At 40.5% G+C, this 24,260-nt stretch carries 23 protein-coding genes; 12 read left to right on the plus strand and 11 right to left on the minus strand.

Annotation, left to right across the window (positions count from 1 at the left end; translation table 11 throughout):
- Window positions 1-32 precede the first annotated feature (32 nt).
- From tmk to apbC, 5 genes are all read right to left on the minus strand, one after another.
- Window positions 33-662: a dTMP kinase gene (gene tmk / locus LMH66_RS12060; protein WP_229370328.1), complete on the minus strand. Its 630-nt coding sequence runs from the start codon at window positions 660-662 to the stop codon at window positions 33-35.
- The gene (gene mltG, locus LMH66_RS12065; protein WP_229370329.1) at window positions 659-1,666 is read right to left on the minus strand and encodes an endolytic transglycosylase MltG; all 1,008 of its coding nucleotides are present in this window, start codon (window positions 1,664-1,666) and stop codon (window positions 659-661) included. Before mltG ends, tmk begins: the two co-directional genes overlap by 4 nt.
- 20 nt (window positions 1,667-1,686) lie before the next feature.
- A complete protein-coding gene (gene pabC / locus LMH66_RS12070; protein ID WP_229370330.1) occupies window positions 1,687-2,532 on the minus strand; it encodes an aminodeoxychorismate lyase in 846 nt (281 codons plus the stop codon).
- 265 nt (window positions 2,533-2,797) lie between these two features.
- Window positions 2,798-3,436 carry a uridine kinase gene (udk, locus tag LMH66_RS12075; protein ID WP_102528723.1) on the minus strand — a complete coding sequence of 213 codons (639 nt, stop codon included), beginning with the start codon at window positions 3,434-3,436 and terminating at the stop codon, window positions 2,798-2,800.
- Between the two features lie 9 nt (window positions 3,437-3,445).
- Complete coding sequence (gene apbC, locus LMH66_RS12080; protein ID WP_102528722.1) at window positions 3,446-4,561, minus strand: iron-sulfur cluster carrier protein ApbC; 1,116 nt, start codon at window positions 4,559-4,561, stop codon at window positions 3,446-3,448.
- Window positions 4,562-4,716: 155 nt separating this feature from the next.
- On the opposite strand from apbC, the gene metG reads away from it, so the two are divergent.
- Entirely contained in the window at window positions 4,717-6,759 is a 2,043-nt protein-coding gene (gene metG, locus LMH66_RS12085) for a methionine--tRNA ligase (RefSeq protein ID WP_229370332.1), read from the plus strand.
- Window positions 6,760-6,833: 74 nt separating this feature from the next.
- Here metG and LMH66_RS12090 read toward each other — a convergent pair whose 3' ends face one another.
- Both LMH66_RS12090 and LMH66_RS12095 read right to left on the minus strand, forming a co-directional pair.
- Window positions 6,834-8,795 (minus strand): monovalent cation:proton antiporter-2 (CPA2) family protein, encoded by a 1,962-nt coding sequence (locus tag LMH66_RS12090; RefSeq protein WP_229370335.1) that lies wholly within the window; start codon window positions 8,793-8,795, stop codon window positions 6,834-6,836.
- A gap of 29 nt (window positions 8,796-8,824) precedes the next feature.
- The gene (locus LMH66_RS12095) at window positions 8,825-9,592 is read right to left on the minus strand and encodes a Nif3-like dinuclear metal center hexameric protein (protein ID WP_229370338.1); all 768 of its coding nucleotides are present in this window, start codon (window positions 9,590-9,592) and stop codon (window positions 8,825-8,827) included.
- 197 nt (window positions 9,593-9,789) lie between these two features.
- On the opposite strand from LMH66_RS12095, the gene LMH66_RS12100 reads away from it, so the two are divergent.
- Window positions 9,790-10,152, plus strand: coding sequence for a hypothetical protein (locus LMH66_RS12100; RefSeq protein WP_102528718.1), 363 nt, complete (start codon window positions 9,790-9,792; stop codon window positions 10,150-10,152).
- Between the two features lie 85 nt (window positions 10,153-10,237).
- Here the strand turns inward: LMH66_RS12100 and LMH66_RS12105 are convergent, their stop codons facing one another.
- Window positions 10,238-10,681 carry a glycine zipper 2TM domain-containing protein gene (locus LMH66_RS12105; RefSeq protein WP_229370411.1) on the minus strand — a complete coding sequence of 148 codons (444 nt, stop codon included), beginning with the start codon at window positions 10,679-10,681 and terminating at the stop codon, window positions 10,238-10,240.
- A gap of 101 nt (window positions 10,682-10,782) precedes the next feature.
- Here LMH66_RS12105 and aat point away from each other — a divergent pair, with 101 nt between their 5' ends.
- The 3 genes from aat to infA all read left to right on the plus strand — a co-directional run bounded on the left by aat (window position 10,783) and on the right by infA (window position 12,496).
- Window positions 10,783-11,490 carry a leucyl/phenylalanyl-tRNA--protein transferase gene (aat, locus tag LMH66_RS12110; RefSeq protein ID WP_229370341.1) on the plus strand — a complete coding sequence of 236 codons (708 nt, stop codon included), beginning with the start codon at window positions 10,783-10,785 and terminating at the stop codon, window positions 11,488-11,490.
- Complete coding sequence (locus LMH66_RS12115) at window positions 11,480-12,193, plus strand: arginyltransferase (RefSeq protein WP_102528715.1); 714 nt, start codon at window positions 11,480-11,482, stop codon at window positions 12,191-12,193. Before aat ends, LMH66_RS12115 begins: the two co-directional genes overlap by 11 nt.
- A gap of 84 nt (window positions 12,194-12,277) precedes the next feature.
- Window positions 12,278-12,496: a translation initiation factor IF-1 gene (gene infA / locus LMH66_RS12120; protein WP_011496276.1), complete on the plus strand. Its 219-nt coding sequence runs from the start codon at window positions 12,278-12,280 to the stop codon at window positions 12,494-12,496.
- A 134-nt stretch (window positions 12,497-12,630) separates the two neighbouring features.
- On the opposite strand, the gene clpA is transcribed toward infA, so the two are convergent.
- Window positions 12,631-14,889 carry an ATP-dependent Clp protease ATP-binding subunit ClpA gene (gene clpA / locus LMH66_RS12125; protein ID WP_229370343.1) on the minus strand — a complete coding sequence of 753 codons (2,259 nt, stop codon included), beginning with the start codon at window positions 14,887-14,889 and terminating at the stop codon, window positions 12,631-12,633.
- A 60-nt stretch (window positions 14,890-14,949) separates the two neighbouring features.
- Window positions 14,950-15,258, minus strand: a complete 309-nt coding sequence (gene clpS, locus LMH66_RS12130) for an ATP-dependent Clp protease adapter ClpS (protein WP_102528713.1) — start codon at window positions 15,256-15,258, stop codon at window positions 14,950-14,952.
- A gap of 195 nt (window positions 15,259-15,453) precedes the next feature.
- On the opposite strand from clpS, the gene cspD reads away from it, so the two are divergent.
- A complete protein-coding gene (gene cspD, locus LMH66_RS12135) occupies window positions 15,454-15,660 on the plus strand; it encodes a cold shock domain-containing protein CspD (protein ID WP_055024439.1) in 207 nt (68 codons plus the stop codon).
- A gap of 241 nt (window positions 15,661-15,901) precedes the next feature.
- Here cspD and LMH66_RS12140 read toward each other — a convergent pair whose 3' ends face one another.
- Entirely contained in the window at window positions 15,902-18,127 is a 2,226-nt protein-coding gene (locus LMH66_RS12140) for an NADP-dependent isocitrate dehydrogenase (RefSeq protein ID WP_229370346.1), read from the minus strand.
- 284 nt (window positions 18,128-18,411) lie between these two features.
- Here LMH66_RS12140 and LMH66_RS12145 point away from each other — a divergent pair, with 284 nt between their 5' ends.
- The 6 genes from LMH66_RS12145 (at window position 18,412) to LMH66_RS12170 (ending at window position 24,239) form a co-directional block, all read left to right on the plus strand.
- Entirely contained in the window at window positions 18,412-19,071 is a 660-nt protein-coding gene (locus LMH66_RS12145) for an rRNA large subunit pseudouridine synthase E (RefSeq protein ID WP_102528711.1), read from the plus strand.
- 135 nt (window positions 19,072-19,206) lie between these two features.
- Window positions 19,207-19,686, plus strand: a complete 480-nt coding sequence (locus LMH66_RS12150; RefSeq protein ID WP_229370348.1) for an NUDIX hydrolase — start codon at window positions 19,207-19,209, stop codon at window positions 19,684-19,686.
- A gap of 167 nt (window positions 19,687-19,853) precedes the next feature.
- Complete coding sequence (gene mnmA / locus LMH66_RS12155) at window positions 19,854-20,972, plus strand: tRNA 2-thiouridine(34) synthase MnmA (protein WP_229370350.1); 1,119 nt, start codon at window positions 19,854-19,856, stop codon at window positions 20,970-20,972.
- Between the two features lie 3 nt (window positions 20,973-20,975).
- Window positions 20,976-21,596 (plus strand): high frequency lysogenization protein HflD, encoded by a 621-nt coding sequence (hflD, locus tag LMH66_RS12160; protein WP_229370352.1) that lies wholly within the window; start codon window positions 20,976-20,978, stop codon window positions 21,594-21,596.
- Between the two features lie 40 nt (window positions 21,597-21,636).
- Window positions 21,637-23,007: an adenylosuccinate lyase gene (gene purB, locus LMH66_RS12165; protein WP_229370354.1), complete on the plus strand. Its 1,371-nt coding sequence runs from the start codon at window positions 21,637-21,639 to the stop codon at window positions 23,005-23,007.
- Window positions 23,008-23,108: 101 nt separating this feature from the next.
- Window positions 23,109-24,239: a cupin domain-containing protein gene (locus tag LMH66_RS12170; RefSeq protein WP_229370355.1), complete on the plus strand. Its 1,131-nt coding sequence runs from the start codon at window positions 23,109-23,111 to the stop codon at window positions 24,237-24,239.
- Window positions 24,240-24,260 lie beyond the last annotated feature (21 nt).

The raw sequence follows: 24,260 nt of genomic DNA on the forward strand, positions 1-24,260 counted from the left end.
TACCCTCGCCTTTACCCAAGAATATGTCATTTTCAAGCTAGCCTTGCTGTTAACTCAGCCGTAATCTGTTGGTGCACTTGTTCAATAGGCTTACTGGCATCAATAACAATAATTGAGTCATCTTCGGCTGCAAACGCTAAAAATGTCGCTCTAGCACGTTCAAAAAACTCAATTTGTTGCACTTCAATTCTGTCTAAAGCGCCGCGACTAGCAGCTCTTGCTAACCCAAGCTTAGGCTCTATATCAAGATATAAGGTTAAATCGGGTTTAAAGCCTTTTAAAGTGATATCACTGATAGATTTTACTAAAGGCATTAATCCCCTACCGCCGCCTTGATAGGCAAGCGATGATAAATTATGACGGTCACCTAATACCCAAGTACCATTAGCCAAAGCGGGCTTAATAACATTAGCAATTAGTTGCGCTCTCGCAGCGTAAAACAATAAACACTCAGACTCATCGCAAAGAGGGTCTGTTTCATCTGCAACCTTAACTAAATCACGCATTTTTTCGGCAAGTGGCGTTCCACCAGGCTCACGCGTGCATACTGGGGGTTGTTGAGTGTGTTGTGTGATAATCTGTTTAACCAGTTCAATGGCACTGGATTTACCAGCGCCTTCTAGGCCTTCAATTACAACAAATTTGGCTTGTTCTTGGGTCATTTTCTATTTCTCTGGTATTCATTCACAGCGCGGTTATGTTGCGCTAGCGTCTCGGAAAAAACATGGCTTCCATCATTTCTTGAGACAAAATATAAGTAATTAACATCTGCAGGCTTAGCCGCTGCAAAAATGGCGGCTTTACTAGGTGCGGCGATAGGCGTTGGCGGTAAACCATTAATGCGATAAGTATTAAACGCGGTATGCTCTCGTAAATCACTGCGGGTTATATTACCGTTATAGCGTTCTCCCATGCCATAAATCACTGTAGGATCAGTTTGTAAACGCATACCTAACTTCAAGCGGTTGTTGAATACTGCTGCGACCCAGTCACGCTCAGATGGCTTGCCGGTTTCTTTTTCAATAATGGACGCAATCGTCAATAACTCATAAGGTGTGGTTAATTTAAGATCTTTATCTCGCTCACCCCAAGCCGTAGCAAGGGTTTTCTGCATCATTTGATAACTGCGGTCTAATATCGCCTCTAATGAATCATTGGCTTGATATTGATAAGTTTCGGGGAAAAACTTACCTTCAGGTAAACCCGATTCATCACCATTTTTTATCAACACGCGATTAAAGACTTGCTCATCAAATGTTAAATGCGGCAAATCCACTAATGACTCATGCCACTCTTTAATCGTTTTACCTTCAATTAAGGTAACAGAGAAGGTCATTTCGTCACCACGATTAAGTTTGGTTAGCAAGCTATCAATGCTATCACCTGGGTTAATTTGGTATAAACCAGTACGAATATGGGCATATTCAGGCTTAATCTTTAACAGGTATTTGAGCTTCCAGCTGTCGGTAATAAACTGCTTATTTTCTAGATCAGCCCCAAGTTTTGTGACATTCATTCCTTGTGCGATAGTCAGTTCAACTGGCTTTTCAATTGATAGAAGTTGGCTAGGATAAGCGATAATTTGCTGGTATCCCCAAAAGCCTACAACACACGCAACCGTAGTCAGTGTCATTAGCGATGTCAGTATAATGATGGTTTTTTTCATATTATTTTAATCAGTACTTATTAGAATGATAGTTTGAGCTGGGTGAGTAAAGTATGGGTCATATTCCAGGTTTTATAATGATAGCTAGAGCTTAATTGGGTATTAATCGAGTCTATATTAATGCTGTTTACATTCACCACACCTAATAAGCTGTTGGTGATAAATACATGTTCCGCATCGAGCAATTCATCCAAAGTGACCTTTGTCGCCATTACTGCAATATCATTTGTCAAAAGCGCATCAATAACATGTTCACGCATGACGCCAGACACCCCGTTTTGACTCATCGCAGGTGTTTTAACCTGATTGTCCTTAACAATAAAAATATTCGCCATTGAAGATTCAACTAAACAATTATCTGCGTCAAGTACAAGCCAGTCATCGGTATTTTTGGGTAATGTCTGTTGTTTGATTAACACTTGCTCTAAACGATTTAAGTGTTTCATCCCTGCCAGTAAAGGCTGATTGCCTAACGTTACTGGCGACAAGGACAATGTGATTCCTTTAGATTGCCACTGCGCATAAATATCCGGGAGCGGATGTAATGAAATAATCTCAGTGATATCAGGGGATGTAGGCGCAGCATAACCTCTGCCGCCAACCCCGCGGCTAAGCAGTAACTTAATACAGCCTTCCTTTAACGTTTTCGCGTGTGATTCAAGGCGTAAAACTAATAACTCGATGTGCGAAATAGTAAAACCTAAACGGAAACAGGTTTGTTCTATGCGTTGCAGGTGTGTATTAAGGAATAAGATTTCGCCTGCAGCAACTCGCATGGTAGCAAATGCGCCATCGCCATAAGCAAGCCCTCGATCAAGAGCATCAATAGTATTATCAGATTTTCCATTCACAAATACCGACTGCATAACGTCCTTAACTCAAGGTTGTATTAATCTCATCTTGAAAATGCGATTTAGTTCACTAAGTGGATTGACTATCATATTTGCATCTAATGCCATGTAATTCAAATCGTCACTAAAGACTGTAATGGCTAAAAATAACTAAAGCGAATTCGAAACGAGAAACTGATACCAGAAATGGCCTCAGCATATGATGAGGCTCCAATTCTCATGGAGCCGTCAACTTGTACATCTGAGATCACATCCTTGTTATCTATAGCTTAACTCTATCTTATCTGGCTAACAGATGTTGGATCCTTGCTTTCAATATATCTGTCGCAATACGGTTTTTACCGCCGCGAGGAACGATAATATCAGCGTGCTGCTTTGATGGCTCAATGAACTGCAAGAACATTGGGCGAACAGTGGCTTTGTACTGAGAAATAACCGACTCCATCGTACGTCCGCGCTCTGCTACATCACGCGTCAAACGACGTAAGAAACATATATCCAGCGGAGTATCCATGAATACACTCGCATCCATGAGCTCACGTAACTTAGGGTCTGTTAATAGTAAAATCCCTTCTAAGATAATCACCTTTTTAGGTTGCATATCAAGGGTTTTAGTCATACGAGTATGTTCTTTATAGCTATAACAAGGAATGTTTACCTGCTCACCTTTCTTTAATTGCTTAAGGTGTTCAGCTAATAGCTGATGATCCAGTGCTTTAGGATGATCATAATTCGTTTTAACACGGTCTTCCATTGTCATATGACTTTGGTCACGGTAATAAGCGTCTTCATTAATCACACCGATTTGGTCGGTGCCTAGGTCACGCTTAAGTTCTTCAAAAATCGTTTGGGCAATTAAACTTTTGCCTGATGCTGAAGCACCTGCGATACCAATAATGACACATTGCTGAGAATTCATTACTTAACCTTACTCGTCGTCTGAAATACTAATTGAAACTGTGTTTTTGTTTTGCTGCTTCGCAAGTTGAGCACCCACTTTACGGGCGATTTCACGATAAATAGCAGCAACTTCTGAATCTGGCTTACTGACAACTGTTGGGTTGCCTTCATCCATTGACTCACGAATGTTAATATTAAGCGGTAATGCGCCCAATAACGGCACTTCATATCGCTCAGCAATCTTGCTTCCGCCATGGGTGCCAAATGGGTGTTCTTTATGACCGCATTCAGGACATAAATGAAAACTCATGTTTTCAATAATGCCTAACACTGGGATATCCACTTTTTGGAACATGGTGATACCTTTTTTGGCATCTTCAAGTGCGATATCTTGCGGTGTTGTCACCACAACTGTGCCACTTACTGGAAACTTCTGTGACAATGTTAATTGTATGTCACCGGTTCCAGGAGGCAAATCAATCACTAAGTAATCCAGTTCTGGCCACTGAGTTTCAGTTAACAACTGATTTAATGCGCCTGCAGCCATAGGACCGCGCCAAACCGCAGCTTCACCATCGCCTAGCATAAAGCCTATAGATTGGGCTGAAATACCATGAGCAGACGCAGCAGTCATCATTTTGCCGTCTGGAGATGTCGGTTTAAAACCTTGTAAACCCAGCATCATTGGAATTGAAGGGCCATAAATATCAGCATCTAATATGCCGACTTCAGCGCCTTCAGCTTTTAACGCTAATGCAAGATTTACCGCAGTGGTAGATTTACCCACACCGCCTTTACCTGATGCAACTGCAATAACTTGTTTAATATTAGGGATTGGTTCTACTGAGGCAATAGCTGAAAAAACACGTGGCTGAAAGTCAATTTCACATTCTACTTCGTCAATAGCATCAAGTACGGCTAACTTTTTAGTCACATCCATGACGGTATCACGATATTGCGTCATACAAGGGTAAGGATAAACCAATCCAAGTAGAAGGCGTTTACCTTCAATTGCAAGTTTGTTAACACAACCCGCAGATACTAGCCCTTCAGCTAAATATGGATCTTGGTATGCATCTAAAATACTCAATACTGGACCAAGAAGGTCATCACTTAATTGATAATCTGTATGCGAAGTAGACAAAAGCAGAACTCCCAGCGAAAAATTTGCCCAAGTGTACCAGAATTAGAAAAAAATGAGCGCTAATTTAGCCGATTTTGTTGTTGTTTGATGAAATAATCACTTTGATCGGTTAGTATCTTGACCATATATTTAGTGTAATCGATTGTTGAGACAAAATGACAAATTCACAACGTAAAATTCTGGTGACAAGTGCCCTCCCGTATGCAAATGGTCCAATCCATTTAGGTCATATGCTTGAGTATATTCAAACTGATATTTGGTCTCGCTACCAAAAACTTCGTGGACATGAATGTCACTATATTTGTGCAGACGATGCCCATGGCACGCCAATCATGCTCAAAGCTCAACAAATGGGTATTACCCCAGAAGAAATGATTGCTCAAGTTCAAAAAGAACACGAACAAGATTTCGCTGATTTTAATATTCAATTTGATAATTTCCATAGCACACACAGCGAAGAAAACCGCGAATTAGCTAGCGACATTTATATCAAGTTAAGAGATAACGGTTATATTAAAACCAAAACTATCTCGCAGTTATTTGACCCTGAAAAAGAAATGTTTTTACCAGACCGCTTCGTTAAAGGCACATGCCCTAAATGTAAAAGCGAAGACCAATATGGTGACAACTGTGATAACTGTGGCGCGACATATAGCACCACTGATTTAATTAAGCCTTATTCGGTTGTTTCTGGTGCTACACCTGTCATGAAGGATAGTGAGCATTTCTTTTTTGATTTACCAGCATTTGAATCAATGCTTGGAGAATGGTTATCTTCTGGCTCATTACAGCCTGAAATTGCTAATAAATTACGTGAGTGGTTCGATCAAGGTCTACAACAATGGGACATCTCTCGTGATGCGCCTTATTTTGGTTTTGAAATACCCGATCAACCAGGTAAATTTTTCTATGTATGGCTAGATGCACCAATAGGCTACATGGGTTCATTCAAAAACTTATGTGATAGACGTGATGATTTAAACTTCGACGACTTTTGGAGCATTGACTCAAAAGCCGAAATTTATCATTTCATTGGTAAAGATATCGTTAACTTCCACGGTTTATTCTGGCCAGCAATGTTACATGGCGCAGGGATCAGAAAACCAAACAGTGTTTATGCCCACGGTTATGTCACTGTGAACGGCGCTAAAATGTCTAAATCTAAAGGCACATTTATTAAAGCCCGTACTTACCTAGATAACTTAAACCCTGAGTATCTACGTTATTACTACGCTGCGAAATTAAATAGCCGTGTTGATGATTTAGATTTAAATCTTGAAGATTTTGCTCAGCGTGTAAATTCAGATCTAGTCGGTAAATTAGTTAACTTAGCTTCTCGTACAGCTGGTTTTATCAGTAAACGTTTTGATGGCAAGTTAGCAAAAATTAACGACACATCGTTAACCGAAGCCTTCCTTGCTAAACAAGACACCATTGCTGAACTATACGAAACTCGAGAGTTCGGTAAAGCAATGCGCGAAATCATGGCACTTGCCGATATGGCTAATGCTTATGTCGCTGATGCAGCGCCTTGGCAGTTAATCAAGCAAGAAGATAAACAAGAAGAAGCACATCAAGTATGTAGTAATGCACTTAACTTGTTCCGTATTCTGGTCACTTACTTAAAACCAGTACTGCCAAAACTTGCTGAAAATGTTGAAGGTTTCTTACAAGTGACGCTGACTTGGGATAATTTAGACCAAGACCTAACTGGCCATGAAATCGCAAAATTCAAAGCATTAATGCAACGCATTGAAATGAAGAGCATTGAAGCCATTATTGATGCATCGACTGAAAACCTGCAAGTGACTCAAACTGAAGTGCCAAAAGTTGAACAAGTGCAAACTGAACTTGAAAAAGAGCCGTTAGCACCAGAAATCAGTTTCGATGATTTTGCTAAGATTGATTTACGCATTGCGTTAATTGCTAAAGCTGAACATATTGAAAAAGCCAATAAACTACTTCGATTAGAACTGGATTTAGGCGGCGAAACTAAGCAAGTCTTTGCAGGAATTAAATCAGCTTATGCACCAGAAGACTTGATTGGTAAACACACTGTAATGGTTGCCAACCTTGCACCACGTAAAATGAAGTTCGGTGAATCTGAAGGCATGGTATTAGCCGCAGGTCCTGGTGGAAAAGATATCTGGATTTTAGAGCCACATGCAGGTGCAAAACCTGGTATGCGTGTGATGTAATAAGTTTACTGACTTATTAACAACAAAAAAGCCGTCATTTGACGGCTTTTTTAATAGGTTATGAATAATAAAATTTAAGACATCAACTTAGTTTCTGAGTCTTTGTCAGTGTCATTACTATTTATTTTACCGCAGTTTTCTTTGTCTGGGTCGCAAGGATGTTCTTGGGCGAATCGTTGACTTTTATACGCTTCTGTATCAGCTACGATAGCCTCTTTTAAACGTTCCTCGTATTCAATAAACAAGTTGATAAAATCGCCACCAAATTTTTCACCATCTGAACGATTAGCCCACTCGTTATAAAGCACTTCAGAAGCTTCACTCTCAACTCGCATGTAAGTCTTCTTTTGTCTTTGCACAAGCTCATCAGAAAAGCCCATCGCTTTCATTGATTCAGCTCCGACTTTTAACGCTGAGCGAAACGTCTCTGACTCAACGTAATCAGCCCCCGCCTGACGTAATAAATGGCCATGTCCACGGTCAAATGCTCGGCTAATCACTTTCAGTTTAGGGTATTTATGTTTTAGGTGCTTAACCAGCTCTACACTGGCTTGTGGATTATCTATCGCTACAACAAATGCTGATGCCGTGGTAACACCTGCGGTCTCAAGTAAATCTGGTCTCGTAGCGTCGCCATAAAAGGCTTTAGTATTGACTTTACGTAGATTATCGACTTGGGTCGCTTGATGATCTAACACCACCGTCTTAACCCCATTAGACAGTAACAGTCGATTGACTATCTGACCAAAACGGCCTATCCCAGCAATGATAACGGTGCCTTGTTCATCAACTTGATCTTGCTCGCGATCGTTCGATGTTTGTTGATATTTAGGTAAAATTACTTTTTCATAAAAAATAAACAATCCAGGGGTTAGGAACATCGATAAAGCCACTACAATCGATAAAGGCTGTGCGACTTCTGCTGAAATCACATGGTTTTGCTGGCTAAAGCTGAGTAACACAAACCCAAACTCACCTGCTTGGGCTAAACTTAAGGTGTATAGCCATCTATCACTGCCTTTAATCCTAAATATAAAACTCAATAACAATAAGACTAAGCCTTTTACTATCATCACAGCGGCTGTAGCACCAAGAATAACACCTAAGTACTGCCACAAAATTTCAAAATCTATTCCCGCACCTACGGTGATAAAAAACAAACCGAGTAATAAACCTTTGAATGGGCCGATATGAGTTTCTAATTCATGTTTGAACTCACTATTAGCCAGTACTACACCCGCAAGAAAAGTGCCTAACGCAGGTGACACGCCAACTAAACTCATTAAAGTTGCAATACCAATGACTAACAATAAAGCCGCTGCAGTGGATATTTCACGCACACCAGAATCGGCAATAAACCTAAAAACAGGTCGGCTTAAATAGTGCCCGCCAAACACGACTAGCCCTATTGAAAGCACTAACACCAAGGCGTATAAGCCACCGGGTAAGTTAGCGACTAAAGATAGTTCATCATGGTGTTCCGCTGCCGCTGCAACAGAGGATTGAGCAGCTTCCACCAGCTCAGGTAATGCTAGAAGAGGAATCAGTGCCAGCATTGGAATGACGGCTATGTCTTGAAATAACAACACTGAGAAAGCGTTCTTACCTGCCGTTGTCTTGGTTAGACCTTTTTCATTTAAGGTTTGCAGCACAATAGCCGTTGAGGATAGCGAGAAAATTAAGCCGATTGTTAATGCGACAGTCCATTGAAACTCAAACATTAGCGCAATGGCCATCACAATACCGGTTGATAAACCAACCTGTAAGCCCCCCATTCCTAATAGTCGGTTCCTCATCGACCAGAGCATTTTAGGCTCAAGTTCTAAACCAACTAAAAATAGCATCATCACAACACCAAATTCGGCAAAATGCTGAATGGTGTTTGTTTCACTGCCGACCAGCCCCACAATGGGACCAATAATCACACCAGCAATTAAATACCCCAGCACAGAGCCTAAGCCCATTCTCTGCGCTATAGGCACAGCTATAACAGCGGCAGACAAATAAATAAATGCTTGGATAAAATATTCTGTCATGATGCTATTCCTTAAGCGATATCAGAAAGTTAAACTGGATTAACAATATCAATAAAATGATGGGTCAAACCAAATTGTTCAGCTAAATGCTCACCCAAAGCTTGTACGCCGAACTGCTCAGTCGCATGATGACCTGCCGCAAAATAATGTATACCTTGCTCCATTGCACAGTGAAAAGTTCGCTCTGACACCTCACCGCTGATGAAAGCATCCACGCCAAGTGATGCCGCATGATCGATATAGTCTTGAGCACCACCGGTACACCAAGCTAATGAGCTAATAAATTGTTCTTTATCACCAATGTGTAATGGTATTTTGTTGAGTTTTTCTGTAAGTAACTCACTCATTTGTGAAACACTTAACGGTTTCGGTAACTTGCCCTGCCACAATAAATCTTGTGAAATATCGGCACAAATTTCTACATCAACCAAGCCTAATTTATTCGCAAGCTCGGCATTATTACCTAATGTTGGATGGGCATCTAAAGGTAAATGATAGCCGAATAAATTAATATCGTGGGTCATTAACGCCTTAATTCGATTGTATTTCATCCCGGTGATCACTTCAGGTTCGTTTTTCCAAAAAAAACCATGATGTACGATAATGGCATCAGCATTGAGTGCTGCAGCTTGCTCAATGAGTGCTTGGCAGGCTGTTACTCCAGTCACGATAGTCTTAATGTTGTCACTGCCCTGCACCTGTAGACCATTTGGCGCATAGTCTTTGAATTGTTTTACATTAAGAAAATCATTTAGATATTTGGATAATTGTTGGCGAGATACAGACGTTAATGACATAAAACTAACCCTAAAATTTTTGATAATAATAGTGTAACTCAGTCCAATACTTATTGAAAAACCCTTGTTAAGATTGATTATTTGCTAAGCTATTTTGGCTTAAATTGGACTTTTGGGTGCATTAAACACTAAAATTAGACTTAAGGGATGTTGAAAACATTAAATAAACTATTCATTACAAAAAAATAGGTCTCAAAATGTCTAACTTGACTAAAGAAGCGCTTATCGCCGAATTAAAAGCTGCTCTTGAAAAGCAAACTTCAAAAACTGTTGAAATTGAACAGAAAGGCAGTTGGTATAAAATTGATGGCGGCAAGTCTTTACGCTTTAGCGATCTTGAGCAAATGCACCTTGAAGCGACACAAGGTCAATCAGTAGAAGCGCCTGCAGCTAAGCAGGATGTAGCTAAAAAACCAGCGGCTAAGCCTGCTGCAAAAAAAGCAGTGGCCAAAAAGCCAGCAGCAAAAACAGCAAATAAATCTGGTGGCAAAACGCCAAAAGAATTATGGCGCGAAAAATTAGCGAACGCCGGTAAAAATACTCTGCCACGCGGCTTCTAATCTTTGCTTATATGATAAAAACTAAAAAGGAGCCAATGGCTCCTTTTTTATTCATTGCATTAATCATTGCTAGATTGCTACATGGCTACATGGCGATATCGACGCGAACATAACCTTTAAGATAAACAACGCGAACTTCATCTCCTGCGACAAATGACATGCCAGGGTCTAAGTCCTGTATCACCATCACTTGTGTGCCATCATCTAAATTTATCATCATTTCAATGAGCTTATATTCAAGTGTGCGAGTAGAGTTACCGTACTGATTTGCAGCTGCGCCGCCTAGTAATGCACCTAAAACGGTCGCAACATCTTGGCCAGAACCGCCGCCAAATTGATGACCAACGACGCCCCCTATTAATGCGCCTCCGAAAGTTTTCCAACCTAGATTACGATCTTCAACTAATTGAGTTTGAGTGACATGTTTTATCGACTCAACCTGACCATAAACCACTTTTTCAACCGCTACAGCTTGGTTTCTATCGTAAGCTGCACTCGCTGACGTGCTAACAGTAGCCATTAATAACATTAAAAGCGCACTAAATCGTATCACTAAGCTGTTTGTGAGTTTCAACATAGGCAAAATTCCGCTAACGTATATATAAGGTTTAGTAAATAATATACTTAATTGTGAACTCACTGTCTTATTTAAATCATCTTCCGCACTTTCCTGATCCACAACAAGCACTTGATGAACCCAATGGTTTACTTGCTATCGGAGGTGACTTATCACCTCAACGTTTAGTTGAAGCTTATTATCAAGGCATTTTCCCTTGGTTTAATGATGATGACCCTATTCTATGGTGGTCACCTGAGCCTAGAGCTATTTTCAAACCAAAAGTTCAGCCGCTTAATAAAAGCATGAAAAAATATCTACGTAAAACACAGTGGCGTTACACCATCAATCATGCCTTTGCTGATGTCATCAAAGCCTGTTCAGAGCCACGACTCACACAACAAGGCACATGGATATCATCTGACATTCAGGAGGCTTATATCCAGCTACATAGGCTTGGAAAAGCCCATTCAATTGAGGTTTGGGACGGTAACGAACTTATAGGCGGCCTGTATGGCATTGCTGTAGGCAGTGTATTTTGTGGTGAATCCATGTTTCACCGCCAAACGAATGCATCCAAAGCGGCCTTTGCCATGTTAAACCAGCATATTTCTCGATACGGTTTTAAGTTAATTGACGCTCAAATAATGAACCCACATTTAGAAAATCTTGGCGCACAAGCCTGCCCTCGTGAGGACTTTCTGTTATCGCTTCGGCAACTACGAAATAGTGTCATCGACAATAATGCATGGATAGCACAAGAGGTCTGTTTTGAGTTCTAGAAGCGTCAGCGTTGGCATTAGCCACCCATTTGATTGCAGTTATATCGAAGGATTAACTGAGCAGTTACTTATCATTCAAGAGTCTCAACTTGATAGTCAATTATTTGAGCAGCTTTTAGGTATGGGATTTAGGCGCAACGGAAATTCAATTTACAAACCGCGCTGTCCGAGTTGCTCTGCATGCCAGTCCATTCGAGTCGTAGTACCTGAATTTAAGTTATCAAAAAGACAGAAAAGGACCTTAAAAAATAACCAAGACCTGCACTGGAAAGTCACTCATCAAGTCACAGAAGCCCATTACGAGTTATACGAGCGATATATTATTGGTCGCCATTCTGATGGCCCTATGTATCCGCCAAGTGAAGACCAGTTCAATGATTTTTTAAAGTGTACTTGGTTAGAAGCGACTTATATCGAGGTTTATCTGCAAGATAAGTTGATTGGTGTAGCAGTAACAGACGCGATGAATAATAGTCTCTCTGCGATTTACAGTTATTTTGACCCTGATTACGCCAAACGTTCGTTAGGGGTTTATATGATCTTAATACAGTGTGAATTAGCCCAACAGTTAGCTAAGCAATTTTTGTATCTGGGCTATCAAATTGATGAAAATAGAAAAATGAATTACAAACGTTTATATCGTCCATATCAAATATTAACAGCAAATGGATGGCAACATATTGAAAAAGAACCCACGCTATAGTGTTTCAATCCTTTACAGCAAGCGCTTTTTGGGGCATGATACGGCGAATTTTTTTATATTTGAAGGCATAAAGGTAACCAATTAATGGCGAAAGAAGACAACATTGAAATGCAGGGCACAATCCTTGAGACCTTGCCAAATACAATGTTCCGCGTTGAACTTGAAAATGGTCATGTTGTGATTGCACACATTTCTGGCAAAATGCGCAAAAACTACATCCGTATTTTAACGGGTGATAAAGTTACGGTTCAGTTGACTCCTTACGATTTAAGTAAAGGTCGTATCGTCTTCCGCGCACGTTAATACTGCCTCATCTATTTAAAAACCCGGCTTAATTGTCGGGTTTTTTATTGGCTAAAGATTAACGTTGATGCGAAAAAAATGGCTATCTGATTTCAGATAGCCATTTTTATTAACCCGATAAATTAATTAGCGAATTACGATACTTTCTCTAAACATTCACAATGAATAACAATCTCGTTGTCCTTAACATCCACTTTAGCTGTACCGCCAGCTTCAAGCTTACCGAAAAGTACTTCATCAGCTAATGGACGTTTAATGAGTTCAGTCACCACACGCGCCATTGGTCTAGCGCCCATGTTTTTATCGTAACCTTTCTCAGCAAGCAGCGTCCGCGCTTCATCAGTCACTTCCAGTGTTACTCGTTTCTCGTCTAACTGCGCTTGTAATTCAATTAAGAACTTATCAACCACTTTCGCGATAATGGTCATGTCTAAATGGTTAAACCATATAATTGAATCTAAACGGTTACGAAACTCTGGGGTAAACACTTTATTGATTTCTGACATTGCATTAAGACTATTATCTTGCTGCTTAAAGCCAATCGATGTACGAATTGTTTCTTGCACACCCGCATTGGTTGTCATCACTAATGTTACGTTTCTAAAATCAGCTTTACGACCATTGTTATCTGTCAGTGTGCCGTGATCCATCACTTGCAACAACAAGTTATAGACATCTGGATGGGCTTTTTCAATTTCATCCAATAACACTACACAATGAGGATTTTTAATCACAGCATCTGTTAATAAACCGCCTTGCTCATAACCCACATAACCTGGAGGCGAACCAATAAGGCGTGAAACAGCATGACGTTCCATGTACTCAGACATATCGAAACGAATTAACTTCATGTTTAAGCATGAGGCCAATTGATTGGTGACTTCCGTTTTACCGACACCTGTTGGGCCAGCAAATAAGAAACTACCCACAGGTTTCTTTTCTGCGCCTAAACCGCTACGAGATAACCTAATCGCTGAGCTGAGCCCCTCAATCGCCTTATCTTGGCCAAACACCAACATTTTAAGGTTACGCTCAAGGTTTTTAAGTAAATCCTTATCAGTCGAAGATACCGACTTCTCAGGTATACGAGCAATTTTAGCAATTATCGCTTCAATTTCTGGTTGACCGATGGTTTTCTTGCGTTTACTTTGTGGCAGCATCACCATTCGAGCACCAGCTTCATCAATCACGTCGATGGCCTTATCAGGCAAGTGACGATCATTGATATGTTTAGCAGATAAGCTCGCTGCTGAACTAATTGCTGCTTGGGTGTAACGCACACCATGATGCTCTTCGTATTTGGACTTAAGACCTAACAGAATTTTTGTCGTCTCAGCCACTGATGGCTCATTAATATCAATTTTTTGGAAACGTCTTGCCAATGCACGATCTTTCTCAAAAATGCTTTGATATTCCTGGAACGTAGTTGAGCCCATGCAGCGTAGTGAGCCGTTAGACAGTAAAGGCTTTAACAGGTTTGACGCATCCATTACTCCACCGGATGCCGCACCTGCGCCAATAATGGTATGGATTTCATCAATGAACAAAATAGCATGTTCATTTTTACCTAACTCCTTGAGTAAACCTTTAAAGCGTTTCTCAAAATCACCACGGTATTTAGTACCAGCAAGCAACGAGCCTAAATCTAATGAATACACAGTTGCATCTTTGATGACGTCTGGCACTTGTTCGTTAACAATACGGTACGCGAGGCCTTCAGCAATGGCAGTCTTACCCACACCGGCTTCACCGACGAGTAATGGATTATTCTTGCGGCGACGACATAAGGTTTGAATCGCACGTTCGACTTCATCATCACGACCAATTAATGGATCAATCACACCGTCTTTAGAAAGTTGATTTAAATCGGTAGCAAATTGCGATAACAAGCTTCTGTCTTCAGCAGCTTCACCGCCCTCCTCTGAAGCTTCCGGGTTATTAATTTCAGAGTCGTCATCATCTTTCGGTAAACCATGAGAAATAAAGTTAACCACATCTAAACGGGTTATTTCACAACGGCGGAGTAAATATACTGCTTGTGACTCTTGCTCACTGAATATCGCCACTAACACATTTGCGCCAGTGACTTCATTACGACCGGACGATTGCACATGAAATACTGCACGTTGAAGTACACGTTGAAAACCTAAGGTTGGTTGGGTTTCACGTTCTTCTGTGGTTTCAGCGATCAATGGGGTTGTTTGTTGAATGAAGTTAGATACTTCCTCGTGGAGACGAGTAATATCCGCGCCACAAGCCAATAATGCTTCTTTGGCCGATGGGTTATTAATTAATGCTAATAATAAATGTTCTACCGTCATATATTCATGACGTGAATCTCTAGCTTGTTGAAACGCTAGGTTCAAGGTGACTTCGAGATCTTTGTTTAGCATAAGCACCCCCTAAAAATACTCATAAACTGCAGAGTTACCGACGGAGAATCAACTAATTCATTATGCGGTTTCTAATGAACACAGTAATGGATGTTGGTTTTCTTTGGCAAATTGATTTACTTGTAACACTTTCGTTTCGGCAATGCCAAACGAGTAAACACCACATATTCCCTTACCTTGGTGATGGATAGCCAACATAATATCGGTGGCTTGTTGTTCATCCTTATTAAAAAAGCGTTGTAACACTTCTATCACGAAATCCATCGGAGTGTAATCATCGTTATTTAACACGACTTTGTACATTGAAGGTGGTTGTAGCTCCGATTCAACACGTTCTTCTGTGTGCTCTACGCTGCCTAATCTACCCATGAGTTAATACTAGCCTCTAGTTTGGTACAAGACCAATTGATATTATTAAATTAATTAAATGTTGTCATTTTGTTAATTTTTACTTGACATCTTTTCGTACAAATTTCATTCTGTTCTGAGGCGGCAATAGAGACCGCTGATAAAAATAAGTTTTACTATCTTACTGGTAAGTAGACAACAGAAGGAAGTGGAAGTATGGCAAGCGGAACTGTTAAATGGTTCAACAACGCCAAAGGATTCGGGTTTATTTGCCCAGATCAGGGTGGCGAAGATGTATTTGCGCATTATTCAACAATCGAAATGGAAGGTTACAGAACGCTAAAAGCGGGCCAACCGGTAGATTTCGAAACTGAGCAGGGCCCTAAAGGGATGCATGCTTCAGCCATTTCACCAACTAAATAGTCGGTGAAACTATAATACAAAAAGGCAGAGATTTTAATCTCTGCCTTTTTTATTTAGCCAATTAATTATCAATAACGATTTGTTTGCCTGAAAAACACTCAACATTTATTTTAATATTGACAAACTTAGTTACAAAAACCTTTGTATCATCACGTTAATGTCACTCATTTTTAAACCCAAATAAAAAAACAGAGACACAAGGCCTCTGTTTTTATCTTAAGCGATACCGCTAAATATTAAATTACGCAGTAATAAACGAATTCAATAATGCACTTGGACGCATTGCTGTTTCAGCTTTTGCTGCATCTAAACGGAAATAACCGCCTAAATCGACAGCTGGGCCTTGTGAACCATTCAGTTCAGCAACAATCTCCGCTTCGTTAGTGGTTAATGACTCAGCTAATGCAGAAAATTCAGCTGCAAATGAGGTGTCAGCCGTTTGAACTGATAAAGCTTGTGCCCAGTACATAGCGAGATAGAAGTGACTACCACGGTTATCCAATTCACCTACACGACGTGAAGGAGACTTATTGCTATCTAAGAACTGTCCAATCGCAGTATCAAGCGTATCAGCTAATACCTGTGCTTTAGGATTATTCTGAGTTTGACTTAAGTGCTCTAATGAAGCCGCTAATGCCAAGAACTCACCTAAAGAATCCCAACGTAAATGCCCTTCTTTCTCAACCTGTTGAACATGCTTAGGTGCACTACCACCGGCGCCAGTTTCAAATAAGCCACCGCCATTCATTAGTGGTACGATTGATAGCATTTTAGCACTGGTACCCAGTTCTAAAATTGGGAATAAATCAGTTAAGTAATCACGTAAAACGTTACCAGTGACTGAAATCGTATCTAGACCTTCATGAACACGGGCAAGTGTCGCTCGTGTTGCTTCAACTGGTGCTAAGATTTGTAAATCAAGACCTGCTGTATCGTGATCTTTTAAGTACGATTCTACTTTAGTGATGAGCTGCGCATCATGTGCACGCTTGCTGTCTAACCAGAAGATTGCTGGTGTGTTGCTTAAACGAGAACGATTAACCGCTAGTTTAACCCAGTCACGGATAGGCGCATCTTTCACCTGACACATTCTGAAGATATCACCCGCTTCAACATTGTGGCTCATTAGCACATCACCCGCGCTATTGATCACTTTAACAACACCTGCTGATGCTATTTCAAATGTTTTATCGTGGCTGCCGTATTCTTCTGCTTTTTGCGCCATTAGGCCAACGTTAGGCACGCTGCCCATTGTCGTTGGGTTAAAGGCACCATTTTCTTTACAGAAAGAAATAGTTTCTTGGTAAACACCCGCGTAACAACGATCAGGGATCATTGCTTTAGTGTCTTTTAATTGGCCGTCTGGGCCCCACATTTTACCTGATGAGCGGATAGCCGCAGGCATCGATGCATCAATAATGATGTCACTCGGTACATGAAGGTTAGTAATGCCTTTATCTGAATCTACCATCGCAAGTGCTGGACGCTTTGCGTATACCGCTGCGATGTCAGCTTCAACTTCAGCACGCTGAGCTTCAGGTAAACCTGCGATTTTAGCGTAAACATCACCAAAACCATTGTTTACATCTACACCTAGCTCATCAAATAATGCTTGATGCTTAGTAAATACATCTTTAAAGAAGACCTTAACAGCATGACCAAATAAAATTGGATCAGAGACTTTCATCATTGTCGCTTTTAAGTGAAGAGATAATAAAACGTCTTCAGATTTAGCAGCTTCAATTTCACGCTCGTAAAATGCTTGCAACGCTTTATTGCTCATAACTGCAGTATCAATGATTTCACCGGCAAGTAATGGAAGCCCCTGCTTAAGTGTCACTTCTTGACCATCAGTTTGAGTCAATACGATATTAACAGTATCAGCAGCAGTTAATGTGACTGACTGTTCACTACCGTAAAAGTCGCCTTCGCTCATGTGTGCAACATGAGACTTTGAATCACTCGCCCACTTACCCATTGAATGTGGGTTTTTCTTAGCATAGTTTTTAACTGACGTCGGCGCACGGCGGTCAGAGTTACCTTCACGTAATACAGGGTTTACTGCACTGCCTTTAATTTTGTCGTAACGGCTTTGAACATCACGTTCAGCATCTGTTGCTGGCTCGTCCGGGTAATTCGGAATGTCATAACCTTTAGCTTGAAGTTCTGCAATACACGCTTTTAACTGCGGAATTGAGGCACTGATATTAGGTAATTTAATGATATTGGCTTCAGGAGTGCCAGCCATAACACCTAATTCAGTTAATGCGTCAGAAATTTTCTGCTCAGCAGTTAACTTTTCAGGAAAGTTTGCGATTACACGGCCTGATAAAGATATATCTCGGGTCTCAACTTTAACACCTGCAGCATTAGTAAATGTACGGATGATAGGGAGTAATGAAAGCGTCGCTAATGCGGGTGCTTCATCAGTTTCAGTATAAATGATCGTTGGAGAGTTATCTTTCATGCTTTTTCCTACATTATTGAAATAAAAAGTTTTTTATAAATTATTATTGTAATAAGTATCTACCTAAAACAGCTTCAATCTAATTGTCGAAGTCTATTTATCTGCGGCACAAATCCATATGAAATAGAAAAATTAACTGTGACTGCGGGTACAAAAGTGGGCACAGATCACATTTTTTAGGCCAACATCATAGATCATTATCTCGCAGATTCAAATTCCACTAAGGCCCAATGCCAAGTAAACTATGCAAAATAACTTAATTTCGCTCTTAAATAGGCTTATTTATGCCAGCAAATGACAAAACAAAACGATTTAATAGCAAACCGGCATTTGCCAGAACAGCCAAAAAGTCTAGCAACAATACCAGAAAAACCATTAAACGCCCTGTAAAAAAAGCAGTTGAGAACCCAATAATAGTGTTATTTAACAAACCTTTTGATGTGCTATGTCAATTTACTGATGAGTCAGGAAGACAAACATTAAAAGATTTTATCCCAGTAAAAGATGTTTATGCTGCTGGCAGATTAGATAGAGACAGTGAAGGTTTATTATTGCTGACTAATGACGGTAAATTACAAGCTCAAATTACTCAACCTAACAAAAAAACATTTAAAACTTATTGGGCGCAAGTTGAAGGTGAACCAAGTGAGCAAGCCATTAATGCGTTATGCCAAGGTGTTGAATTAAAAGATGGTATGACTTTACCGGCCAAAGTTACTGTGATGAATGAACCAGCGGTGTGGGACAGAGTTCCCCCAGTTAGAGAGCGTAAATCCATTCCAACAACTTGGTTAGAAATCCAAATATGTGAAGGCCGGAACAGACAGGTTAGAAGAATGACAGCACATATTGGTCACCCTACATTAAGATTAATTCGCTATAAAATAGGCCAATGGAGTTTAGATGACATTGCCAATGGTCAATATAAAACACTTGCACAGTAACAGTTGATAACCATCATAAGCTTAACTTTCAAGCCATGCTTAAGCTTTAAAAATAAACCCAAGCCCAAAGAATAGCCTAAGCCCAAAAAATAGTTCAATGACAAAAGAATAGCTCAACGACAAAAGGATAGTTCAATGACAAAAGAACGTTATAAACCTAATACTACGGTCGCTTGTGTTATCCATTGCCAAAATAAATTTTTATTTGTCGAAGAAATCATTGATGGTGAAACTCGCTTTAATCAACCTGCAGGTCATATTGAAGCGCGAGAATCGATACCAGAAGCTTGTAAAAGAGAAGTTAAGGAAGAGACGGGGCTAGATATCGAGCTTCTCGGTATTATCGGCGTCTACCAGTTTAGCCCGAATGAACAATTATCCTTCGTGCGTTTTACCTTTGCCGCTGAGACTAAAAACCTGATAATTTGTCAGCCTTTAGATAAAGATATCCTTGCCTGCCATTGGTTCACTCTGGATGAAATTAAAAAGCGGAAACATCAGCTTAGAAGCCCGTTAGTGATTAAATCCATAGAAGACTTTTTACATAAAGCTCACAGCCCATTATCACTGATTAATAGTGACTTGCAGATCATAGCCGACAACAACAATGCATGATAGAATATGCGCCGCACATTTTTGAGATTTTCGTGATGTTTTTCATCGGTTTTTATGACCGGTTTTGATAACAGAACTTGGCGATATATATACAGCGACTTGAAAAGCGCTAACGTCGACCACATGATCATCTCTTGTATCCGTAAATTCACTGGTTTTTAGGTTTTATGACATCAATCAATCCCAATTCAAATGGTAAAAAAGTCATCGTAGGTATGTCCGGCGGTGTAGATTCTTCAGTTTCAGCTTATCTGCTTATGCAGCAAGGCTATCAGGTTGAAGGATTATTTATGAAGAACTGGGAAGAAGATGACACGGATGAATACTGTCTTGCAGCCGAAGATTTAAAAGATGCACAGGCTGTTTGTGACAAACTCGGTATTAAGTTGCATACAGTTAACTTCGCTTCAGAGTATTGGGACAATGTATTTGAACATTTCCTTGAAGAATACAAAGCGGGTCGCACGCCAAATCCCGATATCATGTGTAACAAAGAAATCAAATTCAAAGCATTTTTAGAATTCGCAGACGAAATTCTTGATGCTGACTTTATTGCTATGGGCCATTATGTGCGTCGTCGAGATAACGAAGACGGCACCACCCAAATGCTACGTGGCGTTGACGGCAATAAAGACCAAAGTTACTTCCTCTACACCTTAAGTGACAAGCAAGTTGCTAAAAGCTTATTTCCAGTTGGCGAATTAGAAAAATTTCAAGTACGCGATATCGCTAAAGAAATGGGGCTCATCACCCACGACAAGAAAGATAGCACTGGTATTTGCTTTATTGGTGAACGCAAATTCACCGATTTCTTAGGCACTTACCTACCCGCTCAACCAGGTGATATTGAAACAGCTGAAGGTGAAGTGATTGGTACTCACCAAGGTTTGATGTATCACACCCTAGGTCAGCGTAAAGGTTTAGGGATTGGCGGCTTAAAAAATAGTAATGACAACCCTTGGTATGTGGTTGAGAAAGATTTGTTACGTAATGTTCTCATAGTTGCTCAAGGCGGTAACCACCCTCGCCTAATGTCACATGGCATGCTTGTGAGCCAATTGCACTGGGTTGATCGTAAGGGCCCTAGTTCGCCAGCAAGCATTACTGTTAAAACTCGCTACCGCCAACAAGATGTTAAATGTACTGTCACAACAGAAGGTGAAGACAACATCAAAGTCATGTTTGATGAGCCAGTTGCCGCTGTAACACCAGGTCAATCGGCGGTTTTCTATGATGGCGAAGTCTGTTTAGGCGGCGGCATTATCGATACCTTAATTAGAGGATAGAGCGTGAGCCAAGTATTATTTGAACGCACAATGGCGTTCGCAGGTATTTTACAAGCTATTGCTCAAGTTCAACACCTCGCCCGTCATGGGGAGTCAGACGAAGCAGCCATGGCGGCAAGTTTAAACACTATTATGGTGACAGAGCCAGATTCAATTTCTGATATCTATCAAGATAAACAAGCGCTCAATAAGGGCTACCAGCTAATTGAAAATCAATTAGGTGATGGTAATAGCAAAGACGTTGAAACAACACGTTATTTAGTTGGCATGCTAGCACTAGAACGTAAACTAGCACGTTCGGCCAATGGTCTAGGCATGTTAGCCGAACGTATTAACCAAGTTCACCGACAACTGCATCACTTTGCCATTACTGATGAGCAAATCGTGGCGAGTTTAGCGAGCATCTACAGCGATGTGATCAGTGAACTTGGGCCTAAACTACAAATTTCTGGTAATCCAGCTTGCTTGCAACAACCGCAAGTACAACAAAAAATCCGTGCTTTACTTTTATCAGCTATGCGTAGTGCTGTTTTATGGCGTCAATTAGGTGGCAAACGTCGTCATCTGGTTTTTGCTCGTAAAGCCATTGTGGATACTGCTATTAGCAGCCGTAAAAATAATTAATCGTATCACCCTACAACAAAAGTTCATCAAGGAGCTTCAAATGGATCTTTCTGCACTGACTGCTATCTCTCCGATAGACGGTCGTTATGGTAGCAAAACCACCTCTTTACGAGGCATTTTCAGCGAATTCGGTTTAACTAAATACCGTGTTCAGGTTGAAATTAACTGGTTAAAACTACTTTCAAGCTGCCCAGAGATTGAAGAAGTTCCGCCATTCAGTGAAGAAGCATTAATTTTACTGGATAGCATCAAGGATAACTTCAGCGAAGAAGACGCATTACGCGTTAAAACAATTGAAAGAACCACCAACCACGACGTTAAAGCGGTTGAATATTTCATTAAAGAACAAATTGCTGATAACGCTGAATTAGTGGCTATTGACGAATTTGTTCACTTTGCTTGTACTTCAGAAGACATTAACAACTTGTCTCACGCACTAATGCTTAAAGAAGCGCGTGAATTAGTGTTAGCACCACAGTGCTTAGAAATTGTTGATGCTATTAAAAAATTAGCAGCTGATAACAAGTCAGTACCGCTAATGTCTCGTACTCACGGTCAACCAGCTTCACCAACGACCTTAGGTAAAGAGATGGCTAACGTTGCTGTGCGTTTAGAGCGTCAACTAAACCAAATCAACGCAGTTGAAATCATGGGTAAAATCAATGGTGCAGTAGGTAACTATAATGCACACATCTCAGCTTACCCTGAAGTTAACTGGCATGAGTTGTCACAACGTTTTGTGACAAGTCTTGGCATTAACTGGAACCCTTACACGACTCAAATTGAACCGCATGATTACATTGCCGAACTTTTTGATGCTGTTGCACGTTTTAACACCATCCTAATCGATTTCGATCGTGATATTTGGGGTTACATTGCAATGGGTCACTTCAAGCAACGTACTATTGCTGGCGAAATTGGTTCTTCTACCATGCCGCATAAAGTAAACCCAATTGATTTCGAAAACTCTGAAGGTAACTTGGGCATTGCAAATGCACTTATGCAGCATTTAGCCGCTAAGTTACCAGTTTCAAGATGGCAACGTGATCTAACGGATTCTACGGTTTTACGTAACCTAGGTGTTGGTATGGCCCACTCGTTGATTGCTTATCAAGCAACGATGAAAGGCATCAGCAAGTTAGAAGTTAACGAAGCTAACCTGTTAGCAGAGCTCGACAAAAACTGGGAAGTATTGGCTGAGCCGGTACAAACAGTAATGCGTCGTTATGGTATTGAAAAGCCATATGAAAAATTAAAAGAGCTAACACGTGGTAAGCGTATTGATGGCGAGCAACTTGCTTTATTCATCGATGGTTTAGAACTGCCTGACAGTGTCAAAGCAGAGCTTAAAACAATGACACCAGCTAACTACATCGGCCGTGCAGAAGCATTTGTTGACGAGTTAAAATAATCTTCCAAACAAATGCTTATATAAAATTATTTATAAAAGTCACTTGTTTGTAGAATAAGGAATGGCGACACCTCTTATGAGCTGTCGCCTTTTTTACAATTATGTATACATTAAATTTTGATACTGCTGAATTCATACGTGAAAACTGGCAAAAAAAACCTATTGTGATTAAAAATGCCTTCAATGCATTCGAAGATCCTATTTCTGCAGATGAACTAGCGGGTTTAGCCATGGAAGAAGATATTTCTTCACGTATTGTGCAAACGCAATCTCAGGGTTGGAATGTGGTTCAAGGACCATTCGAAGATTTTGATGAATACGGTGAAGATGGCTGGCAACTGTTAGTTCAAGCCGTTAACCATTGGTACCCGGAGTCACAGCCATTAGTTGAAGCATTTCGTTTCTTACCAGATTGGCGTTTTGACGATTTAATGGTGTCATTTGCAACCCCTAAAGGTGGTGTTGGGCCTCATATTGATAATTACGATGTGTTTATCATTCAGGGTGAAGGTGAGCGTCGCTGGCAAGTGGGTGATATTGGCAACCATCAACAACGAGGTGGCGATAAAAACAGCCCATTAGTCGATGACTTTGAACCCATTATTGATGTGGTATTAACCAAAGGCGATGTGCTTTATATCCCGCCAGGCTTCCCACATTGCGGCGAAACGTTAACACTGGCGTTAAGTTACTCCATTGGTTTTAGGGCCCCTAGTCAGCAAGAGCTATTAACTGAACTTGCTGACTCTTTAATTGACAATAACGCGGGTAAACAGCGATTTATTTCAACTGAAGAAAAAGCCAATAAAGGCATTGTTAGCCAACAGCAGCAACAAGGTATGATGAACTTGTTAGCTGAGCTAGCAAATAACCCGAATCAGTATCAAACAATGTTAGGTAAGTTGCTTAGTCAAAATCGCTTTGAACTTGACCTTAATCCATTCGAGCAACCTATTTCGGTTGAAGATATGATTGAAGCCATTGAAGACGGTGCAAGTATGCAACGTATTGGTGGTTTAAAAGTATTAACACTTGAGGCGGATACACAAGCCCATCTCTATGTGAATGGTGAAGTAGTTAGTGTTGAAGGCATCGATGCAGATATTATCAAGGTCATCGCTAATGAGCATTCAATCAGTCAACCAATGTTATCGACTTGGAGTCACCACCCCGCTTTACTATTAATACTCACAGAGTTTATCAATCAAGGTTGGTTTTACTTCTCTGAATAACCCATTATTTATCATTGATGG

Origin of the sequence: Shewanella sp. 10N.7 (assembly GCF_020806285.1) — a bacterium.
Lineage (GTDB): Bacteria > Pseudomonadota > Gammaproteobacteria > Enterobacterales > Shewanellaceae > Shewanella > Shewanella electrodiphila.